The organism is Pseudomonas sp. B21-041 (assembly GCF_024748675.1).
GTDB lineage: Bacteria > Pseudomonadota > Gammaproteobacteria > Pseudomonadales > Pseudomonadaceae > Aquipseudomonas > Aquipseudomonas neuropathica.
Genome location: NZ_CP087175.1, coordinates 4,884,995 through 4,902,891, shown reverse-complemented (window position 1 = coordinate 4,902,891; position 17,897 = coordinate 4,884,995). Strand labels below are relative to the sequence as shown.

General features: G+C 60.0%; 15 protein-coding genes. 14 read left to right on the top strand and 1 reads right to left on the bottom strand.

Translation table 11 applies throughout. From position 1 onward, the window contains the following. Nucleotides 1-93: 93 nt before the first annotated feature. From edd to LOY43_RS21775, 11 genes are all read left to right on the top strand, one after another. Nucleotides 94-1,920 (top strand): phosphogluconate dehydratase, encoded by a 1,827-nt coding sequence (edd, locus tag LOY43_RS21825; RefSeq protein WP_093430466.1) that lies wholly within the window; start codon nucleotides 94-96, stop codon nucleotides 1,918-1,920. Continuing rightward, complete coding sequence (locus LOY43_RS21820; protein ID WP_258708711.1) at nucleotides 1,917-2,876, top strand: glucokinase; 960 nt, start codon at nucleotides 1,917-1,919, stop codon at nucleotides 2,874-2,876. Before edd ends, LOY43_RS21820 begins: the two co-directional genes overlap by 4 nt. Nucleotides 2,877-3,055: 179 nt before the next feature. Then, nucleotides 3,056-3,787, top strand: coding sequence for a response regulator (locus LOY43_RS21815; protein WP_003227460.1), 732 nt, complete (start codon nucleotides 3,056-3,058; stop codon nucleotides 3,785-3,787). Beyond that, complete coding sequence (locus LOY43_RS21810; RefSeq protein WP_095048190.1) at nucleotides 3,777-5,246, top strand: ATP-binding protein; 1,470 nt, start codon at nucleotides 3,777-3,779, stop codon at nucleotides 5,244-5,246. The genes LOY43_RS21815 and LOY43_RS21810 overlap by 11 nt, the downstream gene beginning before the upstream one ends. Before the next feature lie 179 nt (nucleotides 5,247-5,425). Continuing rightward, nucleotides 5,426-6,685, top strand: a complete 1,260-nt coding sequence (locus tag LOY43_RS21805) for an AGE family epimerase/isomerase (RefSeq protein ID WP_258708710.1) — start codon at nucleotides 5,426-5,428, stop codon at nucleotides 6,683-6,685. 130 nt (nucleotides 6,686-6,815) lie between these two features. After that, nucleotides 6,816-8,117: an ABC transporter substrate-binding protein gene (locus tag LOY43_RS21800; protein WP_016983700.1), complete on the top strand. Its 1,302-nt coding sequence runs from the start codon at nucleotides 6,816-6,818 to the stop codon at nucleotides 8,115-8,117. A gap of 154 nt (nucleotides 8,118-8,271) precedes the next feature. Continuing rightward, entirely contained in the window at nucleotides 8,272-9,180 is a 909-nt protein-coding gene (locus LOY43_RS21795) for a carbohydrate ABC transporter permease (RefSeq protein WP_007917874.1), read from the top strand. Next, nucleotides 9,173-10,018, top strand: coding sequence for a carbohydrate ABC transporter permease (locus LOY43_RS21790; RefSeq protein ID WP_093430462.1), 846 nt, complete (start codon nucleotides 9,173-9,175; stop codon nucleotides 10,016-10,018). Before LOY43_RS21795 ends, LOY43_RS21790 begins: the two co-directional genes overlap by 8 nt. Before the next feature lie 2 nt (nucleotides 10,019-10,020). Then, complete coding sequence (locus LOY43_RS21785; protein ID WP_095048187.1) at nucleotides 10,021-11,181, top strand: ABC transporter ATP-binding protein; 1,161 nt, start codon at nucleotides 10,021-10,023, stop codon at nucleotides 11,179-11,181. A gap of 223 nt (nucleotides 11,182-11,404) precedes the next feature. After that, on the top strand, nucleotides 11,405-12,754 hold the full coding sequence (locus LOY43_RS21780; protein ID WP_095126181.1) for a carbohydrate porin: 1,350 nt from the start codon (nucleotides 11,405-11,407) through the stop codon (nucleotides 12,752-12,754). Nucleotides 12,755-12,867: 113 nt separating this feature from the next. After that, nucleotides 12,868-13,722 (top strand): D-hexose-6-phosphate mutarotase, encoded by an 855-nt coding sequence (locus LOY43_RS21775; RefSeq protein ID WP_064391715.1) that lies wholly within the window; start codon nucleotides 12,868-12,870, stop codon nucleotides 13,720-13,722. A 151-nt stretch (nucleotides 13,723-13,873) separates the two neighbouring features. Here LOY43_RS21775 and LOY43_RS21770 read toward each other — a convergent pair whose 3' ends face one another. Continuing rightward, nucleotides 13,874-14,734: a MurR/RpiR family transcriptional regulator gene (locus LOY43_RS21770; protein WP_171057240.1), complete on the bottom strand. Its 861-nt coding sequence runs from the start codon at nucleotides 14,732-14,734 to the stop codon at nucleotides 13,874-13,876. A 226-nt stretch (nucleotides 14,735-14,960) separates the two neighbouring features. Here LOY43_RS21770 and zwf point away from each other — a divergent pair, with 226 nt between their 5' ends. The 3 genes from zwf to LOY43_RS21755 are packed head-to-tail and all read left to right on the top strand — an operon-like array spanning nucleotide 14,961 to nucleotide 17,807. Further along, complete coding sequence (zwf, locus tag LOY43_RS21765) at nucleotides 14,961-16,427, top strand: glucose-6-phosphate dehydrogenase (RefSeq protein ID WP_064119140.1); 1,467 nt, start codon at nucleotides 14,961-14,963, stop codon at nucleotides 16,425-16,427. Then, complete coding sequence (gene pgl, locus LOY43_RS21760) at nucleotides 16,414-17,124, top strand: 6-phosphogluconolactonase (RefSeq protein WP_095048185.1); 711 nt, start codon at nucleotides 16,414-16,416, stop codon at nucleotides 17,122-17,124. Before zwf ends, pgl begins: the two co-directional genes overlap by 14 nt. 17 nt (nucleotides 17,125-17,141) lie before the next feature. After that, on the top strand, nucleotides 17,142-17,807 hold the full coding sequence (locus LOY43_RS21755; RefSeq protein ID WP_008082815.1) for a bifunctional 4-hydroxy-2-oxoglutarate aldolase/2-dehydro-3-deoxy-phosphogluconate aldolase: 666 nt from the start codon (nucleotides 17,142-17,144) through the stop codon (nucleotides 17,805-17,807). Nucleotides 17,808-17,897: the final 90 nt, after the last annotated feature.

The window sequence follows — 17,897 nt, the reverse complement described above, 5'->3', positions numbered from 1 at the left end:
TGGTCAAAAAAGCCGTCTGTCATTCCAACAACAACGGCGTTTGATCAGCATAGACAATCAGGTCGCCACATCCGTTAGCCTGGAGTTCTACACATGCATCCCCGCGTCCTTGAGGTCACCGAACGGCTTATCGCCCGCAGCCGCGCCACGCGTCAGGCTTACCTTGCACTGATTCGCGGCGCCGCCACCGACGGGCCGATGCGCGGCAAGCTGCAATGCGCCAACTTCGCCCACGGCGTGGCCGGTTGCGGCAGCGAAGACAAGCACAGCCTGCGGATGATGAACTCGGCGAACATCGCCATTGTTTCTTCGTATAACGACATGCTCTCGGCGCACCAGCCGTATGAAGTCTTCCCGGAACAGATCAAGAACGCCCTGCGCGAAATCGGCTCGGTCGGCCAGTTCGCGGGCGGTACGCCGGCGATGTGCGACGGCGTGACCCAAGGCGAGCCGGGCATGGAACTGAGCCTGCCGAGCCGCGAAGTCATTGCCATGTCGACTGCCGTGGCGCTCTCGCACAACATGTTCGATGGTGCGCTGATGCTCGGCATCTGCGACAAGATCGTGCCGGGCCTGATGATGGGCTCGCTGCGTTTCGGTCACCTGCCGACGATTTTCGTCCCGGGCGGGCCGATGGTCTCGGGGATTTCCAACAAGGAAAAAGCCGATGTGCGTCAGAAGTACGCCGAAGGCAAAGCCACCCGCGAAGAGCTGCTGGAATCGGAGATGAAGTCCTACCACAGCCCGGGCACGTGCACCTTCTACGGCACCGCCAACACCAACCAGTTGCTGATGGAAGTCATGGGCCTGCACTTGCCGGGGGCCTCGTTCGTCAACCCGAACACGCCACTGCGTGATGCGCTGACCCGTGAAGCCGCGCATCAAGTCACGCGTCTGACCAAACAAAATGGCAACTTCATGCCGATCGGTGAAATCGTCGACGAGAAGTCGCTGGTCAACTCGATCGTTGCGCTGCATGCCACCGGCGGCTCGACCAACCACACCCTGCACATGCCGGCCATCGCCATGGCGGCGGGCATTCAACTGACCTGGCAGGACATGGCCGACCTCTCCGAAGTCGTGCCGACCCTGAGTCACGTTTACCCGAACGGCAAAGCCGACATCAACCACTTCCAGGCAGCGGGCGGCATGTCGTTCCTGATCCGCGAACTGCTCGGCGCCGGCCTGCTGCACGAAGACGTCAATACCGTGCTCGGCCACGGCTTGAGCCAGTACACCAAAGAGCCGTTCCTCGATAACGGCCAGTTGGTATGGCGCGAAGGCCCGACGGACAGCCTCGACGAAAACATCCTGCGTCCAGTGGCGCGTGCGTTCTCGGCGGAGGGTGGTCTGCGCGTAATGGAGGGCAACCTCGGTCGCGGTGTGATGAAGGTTTCTGCGGTCGCGTTGGAAAACCAGATCGTCGAAGCGCCAGCCATGGTGTTCCAGGATCAGCAGGACTTGGCTGATGCATTCAAGGCCGGTTTGCTGGAGAAGGATTTTGTCGCCGTGATGCGCTTCCAGGGCCCGCGTTCCAATGGCATGCCGGAACTGCACAAGATGACGCCGTTCCTCGGCGTGCTGCAGGATCGCGGCTTCAAAGTCGCGCTGGTGACGGACGGGCGGATGTCTGGCGCCTCGGGGAAAATCCCAGCGGCGATTCACGTCAGCCCCGAAGCTTATGTCGGTGGCGCTTTGGCGCGCGTGCAAGAGGGCGATATCATCCGCGTCGATGGCGTCAAAGGCACCTTGGAACTCAAGGTCGATGCCGCAGAATTTGCAGCGCGCGAACCCGCCAAAGGCCTGTTGGGCAACAACATCGGCAGCGGGCGCGAACTGTTTGGCTTCATGCGCATGGCCTTCAGCTCGGCGGAGCAGGGCGCCAGCGCCTTCACTTCTGCCCTGGAGACGCTTAATTGAAACTGGCTTTGGTCGGTGATATCGGAGGCACCAACGCGCGGTTTGCGTTGTGGAAAAACCAGCAACTGGAATCGGTTCAGGTGCTGGCCACGGCCGACCACGCCAGCCCGGAAGAGGCGATCAGCCTCTATCTGAGCGGGCTCGGTCTGGTGCCGGGTTCGATCGGTTCGGTGTGCTTGTCCGTGGCAGGTCCGGTCAGTGGTGATGAATTCAAATTCACCAACAATCACTGGCGCTTGAGTCGCGCAGCGTTCTGCAAAACCTTGCAGGTCGAGCAGTTGTTGCTGGTCAACGACTTCTCGGCGATGGCGCTGGGCATGACCCGTTTGCAGCCCGGCGAATTCCGCGTGGTCTGCGAGGGCACGCCAGAGCCGTTGCGTCCGGCGGTGGTGATCGGCCCGGGCACTGGCCTTGGCGTCGGCACCTTGCTCGATCTTGGCGAGGGCCGTTTCGCGGCGTTGCCGGGTGAGGGCGGGCATGTTGATTTGCCGTTGAGCAGTCCGCGTGAAACGCAGCTGTGGCAGCACATCCACAACGAAATCGGCCATGTCAGCGCCGAAACTGCGTTGAGCGGCGGTGGATTGCCACGGGTTTACCGGGCGATCTGTGCAGTGGATGGGCATGAGCCAACGCTTGATACGCCGGAAGCGATCACGGCGGCAGGTCTTGCGGGTGATCCGATTGCCCTGGAAGTGCTGGAGCAGTTCTGCTGCTGGCTCGGCCGTGTGGCCGGCAACAACGTGCTGACCACGGGCGCACGTGGCGGGGTGTATATCGTCGGTGGTGTGATTCCACGCTTCGCCGATTTCTTCCTCGAAAGCGGTTTTGCCCGCAGCTTCGCTGACAAAGGCTGCATGAGCGATTACTTCAAAGGCATCCCGGTGTGGCTGGTGACAGCGCCGTATTCCGGACTTGTCGGCGCTGGCGTGGCCCTGGATCAATCAACCCCAACCTGAAATGCAATCAAACTGTAGGAGTGAGCCTGCTCGCGATAGCTGTCTTGGATTCAACACATTCGTTGACTGACAAACCGTTATCGCGAGCAGGCTCACTCCTACAGTTGTTTTGTGGTGTTTGTAAAATCAGTGCTTAAGGCATAATCCGCCCCAATTCCAACAACAAGGATGCCTTCGAAGTGAGCTCAGTCAACAAGTCGATATTGTTGGTCGATGACGACCAGGAAATACGCGAGTTGCTGGAAACCTACCTGACCCGCGCCGGGTTTCAGGTACGGGCCACCGCCGACGGTGCCAGTTTCCGTCAGGCCCTCAACGAGGCGCCGAGCGATCTGGTGATCCTCGATGTCATGCTGCCCGACGAAGACGGCTTCAGCCTGTGCCGTTGGGTGCGTCAGCATCCGCGTCAGGCGCAGGTGCCGATCATCATGCTCACCGCCAGTTCCGACGAAGCCGACCGCGTGATCGGTCTGGAACTCGGCGCCGACGACTACCTCGGCAAACCCTTCAGCCCCCGCGAACTGCAAGCGCGCATCAAGGCATTGCTGCGTCGTGCGCAATTCGGTCAGGAGCGCAGCGGCAGTGACGTGCTGGCCTTCGACGAGTGGCGGCTGGACATGGTCAGTCACCGGCTGTTTCACACCGACGGCGAGGAAGTGATTCTCTCCGGTGCCGACTTCGCCCTGCTGAAACTGTTTCTCGATCACCCGCAGGAAATTCTCGACCGCGACACCATCGGCAACGCCACCCGTGGCCGCGACCTGATGCCGCTCGATCGCATCGTCGACATGGCCGTCAGCCGTTTGCGCCAGCGTCTGCGCGACACCGAGAAACCGCCACGACTGATTCGCACGGTGCGCGGCAGCGGCTACCAACTGGCAGCCAACGTGGTTGCCGGCAATGGTCACTGAGTCGCTGCGCAAATTCGCCGCCAAAGTGCCGATGCCGCGTTCGCTGCTCGGGCGGATGTTGCTGCTGACGTTGCTCGCGGTGCTGTTCGCGCAAACATTGTCGAGCGTGATCTGGGTCTCGCAACTGCGCGCCACCCAGCTCGAAGGCCTGGTCACCAGCGCCCGCAGCCTCGCCCATTCGATGACCGCCAGCGTCAGTTACTTCCGCTCGTTGCCGGTGGCTTATCGGCCGTTGGTGCTCGATCAATTGCGCAGCATGGGCGGCACGCGATTCGTGGTGACGCTCAACGACAAGCCGTTGGGCATGGACGTGCTGCCGGTGACGCCGCGCAAAGCGGCGGTGATGAAAGCCGTCGACGAGGTGCTGCGGCAGACGTTGGGCCATGACACCGATATTTCGGTGACCTTCGTCAGTCCTGAGGATCTGCGCATCTTCAATGCTGGGCTGAAACTCGATGAGCTGCCACGCTCCTGGGCGCATTACGCGTTGACCCTGGAGCCGGTGAATCCGCCCGTGTTGGTCACGCAGATTCAAATGGCCCCGGGCGAATGGCTGTACATCGCCTCGCTGTTGCCGGAGCCGTACACCAGTCTTGAAGAGCAAGGCCTGCCCTCGCAACAGGTGTGGTTCATCGTCCTCACCAGTGGATTCCTATTGCTGTTTATCGGCCTGCTGGTGCATTGGCAGAGCCGGCCGCTCAAGCGTCTGGCGCGGGCGGCGCGGGATTTGTCGCTAGGTGCCGACGTCGAGCCAGTGGCTGAGGGCGGCGGCAGTGAAGTGGTCGAAGTAGGCCGCGCCTTCAACACCATGCGCGAGCGCATCAGCCGCTACCTCACCGAGCGCAGTCAGTTGTTCAGCGCGATCTCCCATGACCTGCGCACACCAATCACCCGTTTGCGCTTGCGCGTCGAATTGCTTGAAGACGAAAAGCTGCAGGCCAAGTTCGGCCGTGATCTGGATGAGTTGGAACTGCTGGTCAAAGGCGCGCTGCAATGTGTGAAGGACACCGACATCCACGAGAACATCGAACCGGTGGACTTGAACCATGTACTCGACTGTCTGGTGGAACCGTATCTGGCGCCGAACGGCAATGGCCGCGTGACGCAGCAGGGCAAGGCGCTGGCGGCTTATCCGGGCAAGCCGCTGGCGTTGAAGCGCTGCATCGGTAACCTGATCGACAATGCGTTGAAGTACGGGCAAAACGCGCATTTGCACATCGACGACGATGAGCGCGCGTTTGTTCTGCACGTCGACGATGAAGGGCCGGGTGTTCCAGAGCAGCGGCTGGAGCAAGTGTTCGAACCGCACTTCCGTCTGGCGGGGCAGCAGCAGGGTTATGGCTTGGGGTTGGGCATCGCGCGCAATATTGCCCACAGCCATGGTGGGGAAGTGACGCTGCAGAATCTGCGTGAGGGTGGGTTGCGGGTGACCTTGCAGCTGCCGCGTTCGGCGGATTGAGTCAAAAGCTTTCCCTCACCCTAGCCCTCCCGAAACGTCGGACCGCCCAGAGGGAGAGGGCTGGGGTGAGGGGTAGCTCTTTGTCACCGCTCAGTGACAAACCCCGCCCCCTTCGTTACAAGCCCACCCCGACCCGTTGTTTAGACTCCCCGCAGTCATAACAACAAAAAAGGCCACCCATGGATCTCTTCCACCCAGGCTTCAGCAGTTGGCTGAACGCCCCTGCTCACCAGCAATGGCTTGCCGCCGAAGGCCTGCGTCTGCTGGATTTTGCCAAGGCATCGAAACTGCCCGAAGGCTTTGGCAACCTCGACGAGCGCGGCCGTCTGCCAGCGAACGCACAAGCCGAAACCATGAACACCGCGCGCATGACCCACAGCTTCGCCATGGCCCACATTCAGGGTTTGCCGGGTTTTGCCGAATTGGTCGATCATGGCATCGCCGCCCTGCGCGGGCCGTTGCGTGATGCCCTGCACGGTGGCTGGTTTGCGGTCGCCGAACACCGCGATGACAACACCGGCAAGAACGCCTATCTGCATGCCTTCGTTGCGCTTGCGGCCAGCTCTGCGGTGGTCGCACAGCGCCCTGGCGCACAGGCGTTGCTGGATGATGCGATTGACATGATCGACACGTATTTCTGGAGCGAAGAAGAGGGCGCGATGCGCGAATTCTTCAATCGCGACTGGAGCGAAGAAGAAGCCTATCGCGGCGCCAACAGCAACATGCACGCGACCGAAGCGTTCCTTGCGCTGGCCGATGTCACAGAAGATCCGCGCTGGTTGATTCGCGCGCAACGCATCGTCGAACGCGTCATTCACGGGCACGCCGCCGCCAACGGTTACATGGTCATCGAGCACTTCGACCGCGACTGGCAGCCGCTACGCGAATACAACCACGACAATCCCGCCGACGGCTTCCGCCCTTACGGCACCACGCCGGGCCACGGTTTCGAATGGGCGCGGCTGCTGCTGCACCTCGAAGCGGCGCGGGTGCAGGCCGGAATGCTCACGCCCGGTTGGCTCGCCACCGATGCGCAAAAACTGTTCGAGAACAATTGCCGCAACGGTTGGGACGTCGATGGTCTGCCGGGCATCGTCTACACCCTCGACTGGGACAACAAAGCCGTCGTTCGCCATCGCCTGCATTGGACGCACGCCGAGGCCAGTGCCGCTGCCAGCGCCTTGCTCAAACGCACCGGCGATGCGCAATACGAAACCTGGTACCGGCTGATCTGGGAATTCTGCGAAACGTATTTCATCGACCGTTGCGACGGCAGTTGGCGCCACGAGCTCAATCCGCAAAACCTGCCAAGTGCCGATATCTGGCCGGGCAAACCCGATCTGTATCACGCCTGGCAAGCCGTGCTGATCCCTCGTCTACCCTTGTCACCGAGTATGGCAACGGCTCTGGCGCAGTTGTCCCAGAGCGTTGCCATGTGACCAATCATGTAACCATGTAGTGACATTTGCGCGTCCCTTCGTTACCTGCGAAGGGAAACGTCCTGTTTAAACTCCTGTGCAGCGCAAGCACCAGACTTGCATGCATAACAACAAGAAAGGTACATCTCAGATGAATGCGATTTCTCGCCTCGCTACTGTCATTTCTGTCGCCTCCCTGTTCCCGCTCGCAATTCTGCCTCTCAGTGTTTCCGCTGCCGAATCCAAAGGTTCGGTCGAAGTCGTGCACTGGTGGACGTCCGGTGGCGAAAAAGCTGCCGTTGATGTGCTCAAGGCGCAAGTCGAAAAAGACGGTTTCACCTGGAAAGACGGCGCTGTCGCCGGTGGTGGCGGTGCGACTGCCATGACCGTGCTGAAAAGCCGTGCCGTTGCCGGCAACCCGCCAGGCGTTGCCCAGATCAAAGGCCCGGACATCCAGGAATGGGCGTCGACCGGCCTGCTCGACACTGACGTGTTGAAAGACGTCGCCAAGTCGGAAAAGTGGGACAGCCTGCTCGACAAGAAAGTCTCCGATACCGTGAAGTACGACGGTGATTACGTGGCCGTGCCGGTGAACATTCACCGCGTGAACTGGCTGTGGATCAATCCGGAAGTATTCAAGAAAGCCGGTATCACCAAGAACCCGACCACCCTCGAAGAATTCTATGCCGCTGGCGACAAGCTGAAGGCTGCGGGCTTCATTCCGCTGGCCCACGGCGGTCAGCCTTGGCAGGACAGCACCGTGTTCGAAGCCGTGGTGCTCTCGGTCATGGGTGTCGATGGCTACAAGAAAGCCCTGGTTGACCTGGACAATGCCGCGCTGACCGGCCCGGAAATGGTCAAGGCGCTGACCGAGCTGAAGAAAGTCGCGACCTACATGGACGCCGATGGCAAAGGTCAGGACTGGAACCTGGAAGCGGCCAAGGTCATCAACGGCAAGGCCGGTATGCAGATCATGGGTGACTGGGCCAAATCCGAATGGACCGCTGCCAAGAAAGTCGCCGGCAAGGATTACGAGTGCGTAGCCTTCCCGGGCACCGACAAGGCGTTCACCTACAACATCGACTCGCTGGCCGTGTTCAAGCAGAAGGACGCAGGCACTGCGGCCGGTCAGCAGGACATCGCCAAAGTCGTGCTGGGTGAAAACTTCCAGAAAGTCTTCAGCATCAACAAAGGCTCGATCCCGGTTCGCAATGACATGTTGAACAACATGGACAAGCTCGGTTTCGACTCCTGCGCACAGACTGCAGCCAAAGACTTCCTGGCGGACGCCAAGTCCGGCGGCCTGCAACCAAGCATGGCGCACAACATGGCGACCACGCTGGCGGTGCAAGGCGCGTTCTTTGATGTCGTGACCAACTACATCAACGATCCGAAAGCGGACCCGGCCGACACCGCCAAGAAACTGGGCGCAGCGATCAAGTCGTCCAAATAAGCGTCGGTAGCACAGGCTTCTCCTGTGGGAGCGAGCCTGCTCGCGAAGGCGTTGTGTCAGTTGCTCCATCCGTCGACTGACACCGCATTCGCGAGCAGGCTCGCTCCCACAAGGGATCTCACTGTAGTTTTTATTCCCTGTACTGGATTTCCCCATGAGTTCTGTTGCTGTGTTCAGCAAGGCCTCGCCGTTCGATGCATTGCAACGCTGGCTACCCAAACTGGTGCTGGCGCCGAGCATGTTCATCGTGCTGGTGGGCTTCTATGGCTACATCCTGTGGACGTTCGTGTTGTCGTTCACCACCTCGACCTTCCTGCCCAACTACAAGTGGGCCGGTCTGGCGCAATACGCGCGGTTGTTCGACAACGATCGCTGGTGGGTCGCGAGCAAAAACCTCGCGGTGTTCGGCGGCATGTTCATCGGTATCACTCTGGTGATCGGCGTGTTGCTGGCGGTGTTCCTCGACCAGCGCATCCGTCGCGAAGGCTTTATCCGCACCATTTACCTGTACCCGATGGCGCTCTCGATGATCGTTACCGGTACCGCGTGGAAATGGCTGCTCAACCCGGGCATGGGCCTGGACAAATTGTTGCGTGACTGGGGCTGGGAAGGCTTCCGTCTCGACTGGCTGATCGACCCTGATCGCGTGGTTTACTGCCTGGTGATCGCCGCTGTCTGGCAAGCCTCGGGCTTCATCATGGCGATGTTCCTCGCCGGCCTGCGTGGCGTTGATCAATCGATTATCCGCGCTGCACAGATCGATGGCGCGAGCATGCCGACGATCTACTGGAAAGTGGTGCTGCCAAGCCTGCGTCCGGTGTTCTTCAGTGCGGTGATGATTCTGGCGCACATCGCGATCAAGAGCTTCGACCTCGTCGCGGCGATGACCGCTGGTGGCCCGGGTTATTCCTCCGACCTGCCGGCGATGTTCATGTATTCCTTCACCTTCAGTCGCGGCCAGATGGGCATGGGCTCGGCCAGTGCGATTCTGATGCTCGGTGCGATCCTCGCGATCATCGTGCCTTACCTGTATTCCGAGCTGAGGACCAAGCGCAATGACTAGTCTCGCTGCCAAACCTGCTATCAGCCTGAGTCGCATCGCGATCTACGCGGTGCTGATCATCGCCGTACTGCTTTATCTGGTGCCGCTGGTGGTTATGTTGCTGACCAGCTTCAAGACCCCGGAAGACATCAGCACCGGCAACCTGCTGAGCTGGCCGACCGTGGTCAGCGGCATCGGCTGGGTCAAGGCCTGGGCCACGGTTGACGGTTACTTCTGGAACTCGATCAAGATCACCGTTCCGGCGGTAATCATCTCCACCGCCATCGGTGCGTTGAACGGTTATGTGCTGTCGTTCTGGCGCTTCCGCGGTTCGCAGTTGTTCTTCGGTCTGTTGTTGTTCGGCTGCTTCCTGCCGTTCCAGACCGTGCTGCTGCCGGCCTCGTTCACCCTCGGCAAGATGGGCCTGGCGAGCACCACCACCGGTCTGGTGTTTATTCACGTGGTTTACGGTCTGGCGTTCACCACGCTGTTCTTCCGTAACTACTACGTGAGCATTCCGGATGCACTGGTGAAAGCTGCACGCCTGGATGGCGCGGGGTTCTTCACGATTTTCCGCCGCATCATTCTGCCGATGTCGACGCCGATCATCATGGTTTGCCTGATCTGGCAGTTCACCCAGATCTGGAACGACTTCCTGTTCGGTGTGGTGTTCTCCAGCGGTGATTCGCAACCGATCACGGTGGCGCTGAACAACCTGGTCAACACCAGCACCGGCGCCAAGGAATACAACGTTGATATGGCAGCGGCGATGATCGCCGGCCTGCCGACCCTGCTGGTCTATGTGGTCGCAGGCAAGTATTTCGTGCGCGGGCTGACAGCCGGCGCAGTCAAGGGGTAATCATGGCAACGCTCGAACTTCGCAACGTCAACAAGACCTACGGTGCCGGCCTGCCGGACACCCTGAAGAACATCGAACTGTCGATCAAGGACGGTGAGTTCCTGATCCTCGTCGGCCCGTCGGGCTGCGGCAAGTCGACCCTGATGAACTGCATCGCCGGCCTGGAAACCATCACCGGCGGCGCGATCATGATCGGCGACCAGGACGTCAGCGGCATGAGCCCGAAGGATCGCGACATCGCCATGGTGTTCCAGTCCTACGCGCTGTACCCGACCATGAGCGTGCGCGAGAACATCGAATTCGGTCTGAAGATCCGCAAGATGCCGCAGTCGGCGATCGACGAAGAAGTCGCGCGCGTCGCCAAGCTGTTGCAGATCGAACACCTGCTGAACCGTAAGCCGGGTCAACTCTCCGGTGGTCAGCAACAGCGTGTGGCGATGGGCCGTGCTCTGGCGCGGCGACCGAAGATTTATCTGTTCGACGAACCGTTGTCCAACCTCGACGCCAAGCTGCGCGTCGAGATGCGCACCGAAATGAAACTGATGCACCAGCGCCTGAAAACCACCACGGTCTACGTGACCCACGACCAGATCGAAGCAATGACCCTGGGCGACAAGGTTGCGGTGATGAAGGACGGCATCATTCAGCAGTTCGGCACGCCGAAAGAGATCTACAACGATCCGGCCAACCTGTTCGTCGCGAGTTTCATCGGTTCGCCGCCGATGAACTTCATTCCGCTGCGCCTGCAGCGCAAGGACGGCCGTCTGCTGGCGCTGCTCGACAGCGGCCAGGCGCGTTGCGAGTTACCGATGAGCATGCAGGACGCCGGGCTCGAAGATCGCGAAGTGATCCTCGGCCTGCGCCCGGAGCAAATCGTACTGGCGAACGGCGAGGGCAATGGCCTGCCGAGCATTCGTGCCGAAGTGCAGGTGACCGAGCCGACCGGTCCGGACACCCTGGTATTCGTCAACCTCAATGAAACCAAAGTCTGCTGTCGCTTGGCGCCGGATGTGGCACCGCAGGTGGGCGAGAACCTGACGCTGCAATTCGATCCGTCGAAAGTGTTGTTGTTTGATGCCAACACCGGTGAGCGCCTCGGCACTGCCGGGCAACCACAGACCGATGCGCGGTCTGCGAACGTCGCCCAATTCAAAGGCCGCTGAAGATCGATGCTGGAATGCGGTCATGTGGGAGCTGGCTTGCCAGCGATGAGGCCGGCACATCCAACATGGATGTCGCCTGAAGCACCGCCATCGCTGGCAAGCCAGCTCCCACAGGGATTGGATTCCAAAAGGAGCACGCGGTGGATTGCCTGTAATCCATCGCACTTTATGTAAACCGCGTTAGATAAAAACAGTTAATAACAATAAAGACGAGGATGTAGGGATGAAAAAGAAACACGTCAATGCCCGGTTGATCTGCCAAGTGTCGGCTGCGGCGGCCTTGGTGCTGGCCGGTAACGCCATGGCGGCGGATGCCTTCAGTTCCGATTCGAAATGGATGACCGGCGACTGGGGTGGCGAGCGTACCAAGCTGATCGAGCAGGGTATCGATATCAAGGCTGACTACGTTGGGGAAGTCGGTGGCAACCTGAACGGTGGCTACAACGACGACAAGACCGCGCGTTACGCTGACCAGTTCGGTCTGGGCGTGGCACTCGATCTGCAAAAGCTGTGGGGCTGGGATAACACTCAGGCGAAGATCCAGCTGACCAACCGTAACGGTTACAACATCTCCAACGACCGCGTTGGCGATCCGCGTGCCGGCACCTTGAGTTCGTCGCAAGAAGTTTACGGCCGTGGCCACATGGTGCGTCTGACCCAGTTGTGGATTCAGCACCAGTTCTTCGACAACAAACTCGACGTCAAGGCCGGTTACTTCGGTGAAGGCGAAGACTTCAACACCTTCCCGTGCGACTTCCAGAACCTGGCGTTCTGCGGCTCGCAAGTGGGTAACTGGGCGACCAACATCTGGTACAACTGGCCGGTCAGCCAGGCCGCGATCCGTGTGAAGTACAACATCAACGACGAGCTTTACGCGCAGATAGGTGCGTACAACCAAAACCCGTCGCAGCTGGAACACGGCAACGGCTTCAAGCTCAGTGGCAGCGGCACCAAAGGTACCGTTCTTCCGGTCGAGCTGGTCTGGTCGCCGAAGGTCAACAGCCTGCCGGGCGAATACCGCGTCGGTTACTACAAGAGCACGGCCGATGCCGACGACGTTCGCGAAGACGTCAACGGTTTCGACGCTGCTACTACTGGCGATGCCTACAAGACCCACAGCAGCAAAAGCGGCTACTGGTTCGTCGCGCAACAGCAACTCACCAGCCACAACGGTGATGCGACCCGCGGTCTGAACATCGCGGCCAACGCCACGTTCCACGACAAGGACACCAACTTCATCGACAACTATCAGTCGGTGATGTTTGTCTACAAAGGCCCGTTCGACGCGCGTCCGAAGGATGACGTCGGTATCGGCGCGGCGCGTATCCACGTCAACGATGACGTGAAGAAAAACGCCGAACTGCTGAACGCTTCCAACGGTGTGTCGGACTACGACAATCCGGTGTTCTCGCCAATTCGTGAAACCGAATACAACTACGAGATCAACTACGGCTTCCACGTCACCAACTGGCTGACCGTACGTCCTAACCTGCAGTACATCACTCACCCGGGTGGTGTGGATGAAGTGGACAACGCATTGGTCGCTGGCCTGAAAATTCAGTCTACGTTCTAACGCGTCTGCGATAAGCTCCTCTCTATGTGCGCATATTTGCGGACAGCCAAGGCTGTCCGCTTTTTTTTGGGGGCGGCGCACCCCTGTGAAAGACGAGTTCAGGATCGTGGCAAATGCATGAGCATCCGCTACAACGCTTCTTCAAATCCCTGCGTGAACAACCGGTGTTCGCCTGGGAGCGCTATCAGATGCGCGACGTGTTGGTGATCGATCACCCGCTGTGTCAGGCGGTGTTCAGTCGTCAGGGCGCGCAGTTGCTGCACTTTCAGCCGCGCGGGCAAAAGCCGTGGTTGTGGTGTGCGGCGAAGTGGCCGCATGTCGGCGCTATTCGCGGTGGTGTGCCGGTGTGCTGGCCGTGGTATGGCCGTCATCCGAGCGAAAACGCCTGGCCATCGCATGGTTGGGCGCGACTGCTCGACTGGAAGTTGCTCGACAGCAGCAGCGCCGAAGATGGCGTGCGCCTGCACTGGCAATTGCAGCTATGCGACTGGCAGGTTGACCTGCATGCACATCTGGGCGAACGCATGGAACTGCGCCTGAGCACCGAGCATCAAGACGATATGCCGTGCCAGTTGAGCCAGGCTTTGCACGCTTACTGGCGTATTGGCGATGTCGGCGAGATAGCGCTGTCTGGGCTTGAAGGTGCGCAGGGCTATGACCAGTTGAATCGCCAGGTTTGCCAGCAGGAAGGCGAGTTGCGTGTGGATGGCGGCTGTCAGCGGGTGTTCCAGCATGACGGCGAATTGCAGCTGAAAGATCACGCCTGGCAGCGTGAGTTGTGCATTGATACCGGTGACAGTGCGGACACGGTGGTCTGGCATCCGGGCGCGCGGCCGTTGTTGGGCGTGAGCTGGGATGAGATTTCGGAGTTTGTCTGTGTGGAAGCGGCGGCGGGTGGGACGGACAGCTTGCACCTGGCGCCGGGGGAGAAGGCGCATTTGAGTTTGCAGGCGTGGGCGGCGGCTTGATGATCGTTCCCACGCTCTGCGTGGGAATGCCTCAAGGGACGCTCCGCGTCCAGTGACGCGGAGCGTCACGGGCTGCATTCCCACGCAGAGCGTGGGAACGATCACCCCCTGTAGGAGCTGCCGAAGGCTGCGATCTTTTACGCGAAGCGTCCTAATTAAACTCGTCACCCACCGGATACCGGCTGGCATTCAAACTCTCTTTGATCTTGCGCAAATGCGGCTGGAAATCCACCCCGCGACGCAACGTCATCCCGGTCGCCAACACATCCAGCACCGTCAACTGAATGATCCGCGAAGTCATTGGCATATAAATGTCGGTGTCTTCCGGCAACGGAATATTCAGGCTCAAGGTACTGGCCTTGGCCAGCGGCGAATTCTCCGCCGTCAAACCCAACACCGAAGCCCCGTTCTCGCGAGCAATACGTGCCACCTCGACCAACTCGCGGGTGCGGCCGGTGTAGGAAATAATCACGAACAACTCACCGGTGTGCGCCACCGACGCAATCATCCGCTGCATCAACACATCAGCATGCGCGGTCACCGCCAGGTTGAAGCGGAAGAACTTGTGCTGCGCATCCAGTGCCACCGGTGCCGAAGCGCCGAGGCCGAAGAAGTGGATCTGTCGCGCCTGAATCAACAGGTCGACAGCGCGGCTGATCAGGTTCGGGTCCAGCGCCTGACAGGCACTGTCCAGGGACGCGATGGCGCTGCCGAAAATCTTCTGCGTGTAGGCCTCGGGATTGTCGTCGGCCTCGACCGCGCGGCTGACATACGCCGCGCCGCTGGCCAGACTCTGCGCCAGTTGCAGCTTGAGTTCGGGATAGCCGCTGACACCGAACGAACGGCAGAAACGGTTGACCGTCGGTTCGCTCACCGAGGCTGCCTGGGCGAGGGCGGCGATGCTGAAGCGGGTGGCCTGCTGCGGGTTGAGCAGGATCACCTCGGCGACTTTGCGTTCGGCCTTGTTCAGGTCTTCAAGGCGACTCTGGATCTGTTCCAGTAAATTTCGCACGCGGTCCATATGGAATTCCTAATTCACCTGCGCAAAGGTGCGCCGGGCTATGCAAATTGGGCCTTTGATATGGCCCGTAACGGTGGCCTATCCTACTGATGGCTCCGACCGACCACCACTCGGAATCTGTATTTTGCGAAAATGTTGTGGTTATTACTACATTTTCCCTTGAGTGATGCCTTGAAAAAAGGTATTTGTAGCTTAACTTGATAAAAGAACAAACATCATGCCTTCGATTACGGTTGAACCGTGCACCTTTGCCTTGTTCGGCGCGCTTGGCGATCTGGCCCTGCGCAAGCTGTTTCCTGCCCTTTATCATCTCGATGGCGCCGACCTGCTGCACGAGGACACGCGCATCATCGCGTTGGCCCGTGAAGAAGGTTCCGAGCAACAGCACATGGCGTTCATCGCCGCCGAACTGCGTCGTTATGTGGGCAAAGAGCTGGACGAGGCCGTCGCCGAGCGTTTTCTCGCACGCCTGACCTACCTGCACGTCGACTTCCTCAAATCCGAAGATTACGTGGCGCTGGCCGAACTGGCTGGCAGCACGCAACGCATGATTGCCTACTTCGCCACCCCTGCGGCGGTGTACGGCGCGATCTGCGAAAACCTGGCGAAAGTCGGTCTGGCAGAAAATACCCGCGTGGTACTGGAAAAGCCGATCGGCTCCGACCTCGAATCCTCGCGCAAGGTTAACGACGCCGTGGCGCAGTTCTTCCCGGAGAACCGTACCTACCGCATCGACCACTACCTGGGCAAAGAAACCGTTCAGAACCTGATCGCCCTGCGTTTCGCCAACAGCCTGTTCGAAACCCAGTGGAACCAGAATTACATCTCCCACGTGGAAATCACCGTGGCCGAGAAGGTTGGTATCGAAGGCCGTTGGGGCTACTTCGACAAGGCCGGCCAACTGCGCGACATGATCCAGAATCACCTGTTACAGCTGCTTTGCCTGATTGCCATGGACCCGCCGGCCGACCTGTCCGCCGACAGCATCCGCGACGAAAAGGTAAAAGTGCTCAAGGCGCTCGCGCCGATCAGTCCGGAAGGCCTCACCACACAGGTGGTGCGCGGCCAGTACATCGCTGGCCACAGCGAAGGCAAATCCGTACCGGGTTACCTCGAAGAACCGAATTCCAACACCCAGAGCGACACCGAAACCTTCGTCGCTTTGCGTGCCGATATCCGCAACTGGCGCTGGGCCGGCGTGCCGTTCTACCTGCGGACCGGCAAGCGCATGCCGCAAAAACTGTCGCAGATCGTCATCCACTTCAAGGAACCGTCGCACTACATTTTTGCGCCGGAACAACGCCTGCAGATCAGCAACAAACTGATCATCCGCCTGCAACCGGACGAAGGCATTTCCTTGCGCGTGATGACCAAAGAGCAGGGCCTGGACAAAGGCATGCAACTGCGCAGCGGCCCGCTGCAACTGAATTTTTCCGACACCTGGCGTAGCGCGCGGATCCCCGATGCCTACGAGCGGTTGTTGCTGGAAGTGATGAACGGCAATCAGAACCTGTTTGTCCGTAAAGATGAAATCGAAGCCGCGTGGAAATGGTGTGACCAGCTGATTGCCGGGTGGAAAAAATCCGGTGACGCGCCCAAGCCGTATGCGGCCGGGTCGTGGGGGCCGATGAGCTCCATTGCATTGATCACGCGGGACGGGAGGTCGTGGTATGGCGATATCTGATGTGCAACTGCCTGCGGGCGTGAACGCTCACGAATTCAAGAGCCCGGTGTTGTTGGCCGAAGGTCTGGCGCTGAACGTCGCCAAGCAATTGAGCGACGCCATTGCTGCACGCGGCAACGCGGTGCTGGTGGTGTCCGGCGGTCGTAGCCCGGTGGCGTTTTTCCAGCACCTGGCCAAGCAGGAACTGGACTGGTCGAAGGTCGTCGTGACCCTCGCCGACGAGCGCTGGGTACCGGTTGAACATGCCGACAGTAATGCCGGTTTGCTCAAGCAATACCTGCTCAAAGGCCCGGCAGCCAAGGCGCAGTTCCTCAGCCTGTATAGCGCGGCGGCCAACGTCGAGCAGGCTGCTGAACAGGCTGATCGCTTGCTTGCCGAATTGCCGCCGATTGACGTGCTGGTATTGGGCATGGGCGATGACGGTCACACCGCGTCGCTGTTCCCCGACAGCCCGAACCTCGCCGAAGCGCTGCAGGCTGATGGCACGCGCCGTTGCTGGCCGATGCTGGCGCCAAGCGTGCCGCGTCAACGCCTGACCATGAGTCGTGCGCTGCTGGCCTCGGCCAAACACAAGATTCTGTCGATTTCCGGTCAGTCGAAACTGACCACCCTGAATGCCGCGCTGGCATCCGACGTCGCCGCCATGCCGGTGCGCGCGTTTCTGCAACCTACGTTAGAGATTTACTGGTGCCCATGAGCCAAGGAACAGCCGCTATGACAACCCCATCCCCGACCGTTTCCATGGCGGACAAAGTTGCCCTGATCGACAGCCTCTGCGCCAAGGCGCGGATCCTGCCGGTGATTACCATCGCTCGCGAACAGGACGTGCTGCCACTGGCTGACGCTCTGGCTGCCGGTGGCCTCACCGCGCTGGAAGTGACCCTGCGTTCGCAGTTTGGCCTCAAGGCCATCCAGATCCTGCGCGACCAGCGTCCGGAATTGATGACCGGTGCTGGCACCGTGCTCGATCGCAACATGCTCGCGGCTGCCGAAGCCGCTGGCTCGCAGTTCATTGTCACCCCAGGCATCACCCGCGACCTGCTGGAAGCCAGCGTCGACAGCCCGATTCCGCTGTTGCCGGGCATCAGCAACGCCTCCGGCATCATGGAAGGCTACGGTCTGGGTTATCGCCGCTTCAAGCTGTTCCCGGCTGAAGTCAGCGGTGGTGTAGCAGCAATCAAGGCCCTCGGCGGTCCGTTCGGCGAAGTTAAATTCTGCCCGACTGGCGGCGTCGGCCCGGCCAACATCAAGAGCTACATGGCGCTGAAAAACGTCATGTGCGTGGGCGGTAGCTGGATGCTTGATCCGGAGTGGATCAAGAACGGCGACTGGGCCCGTATTCAGGAATGCACCGCTGAGGCACTGGCGCTGCTGGACTGATTGTTACCAGACACTTCGTTGTGTGTTCTACGGCTTTACGGTGCGCTTGGTCGGTGCACCGTTTTTTTTTGCCTGAAAATTGCTGTGTAG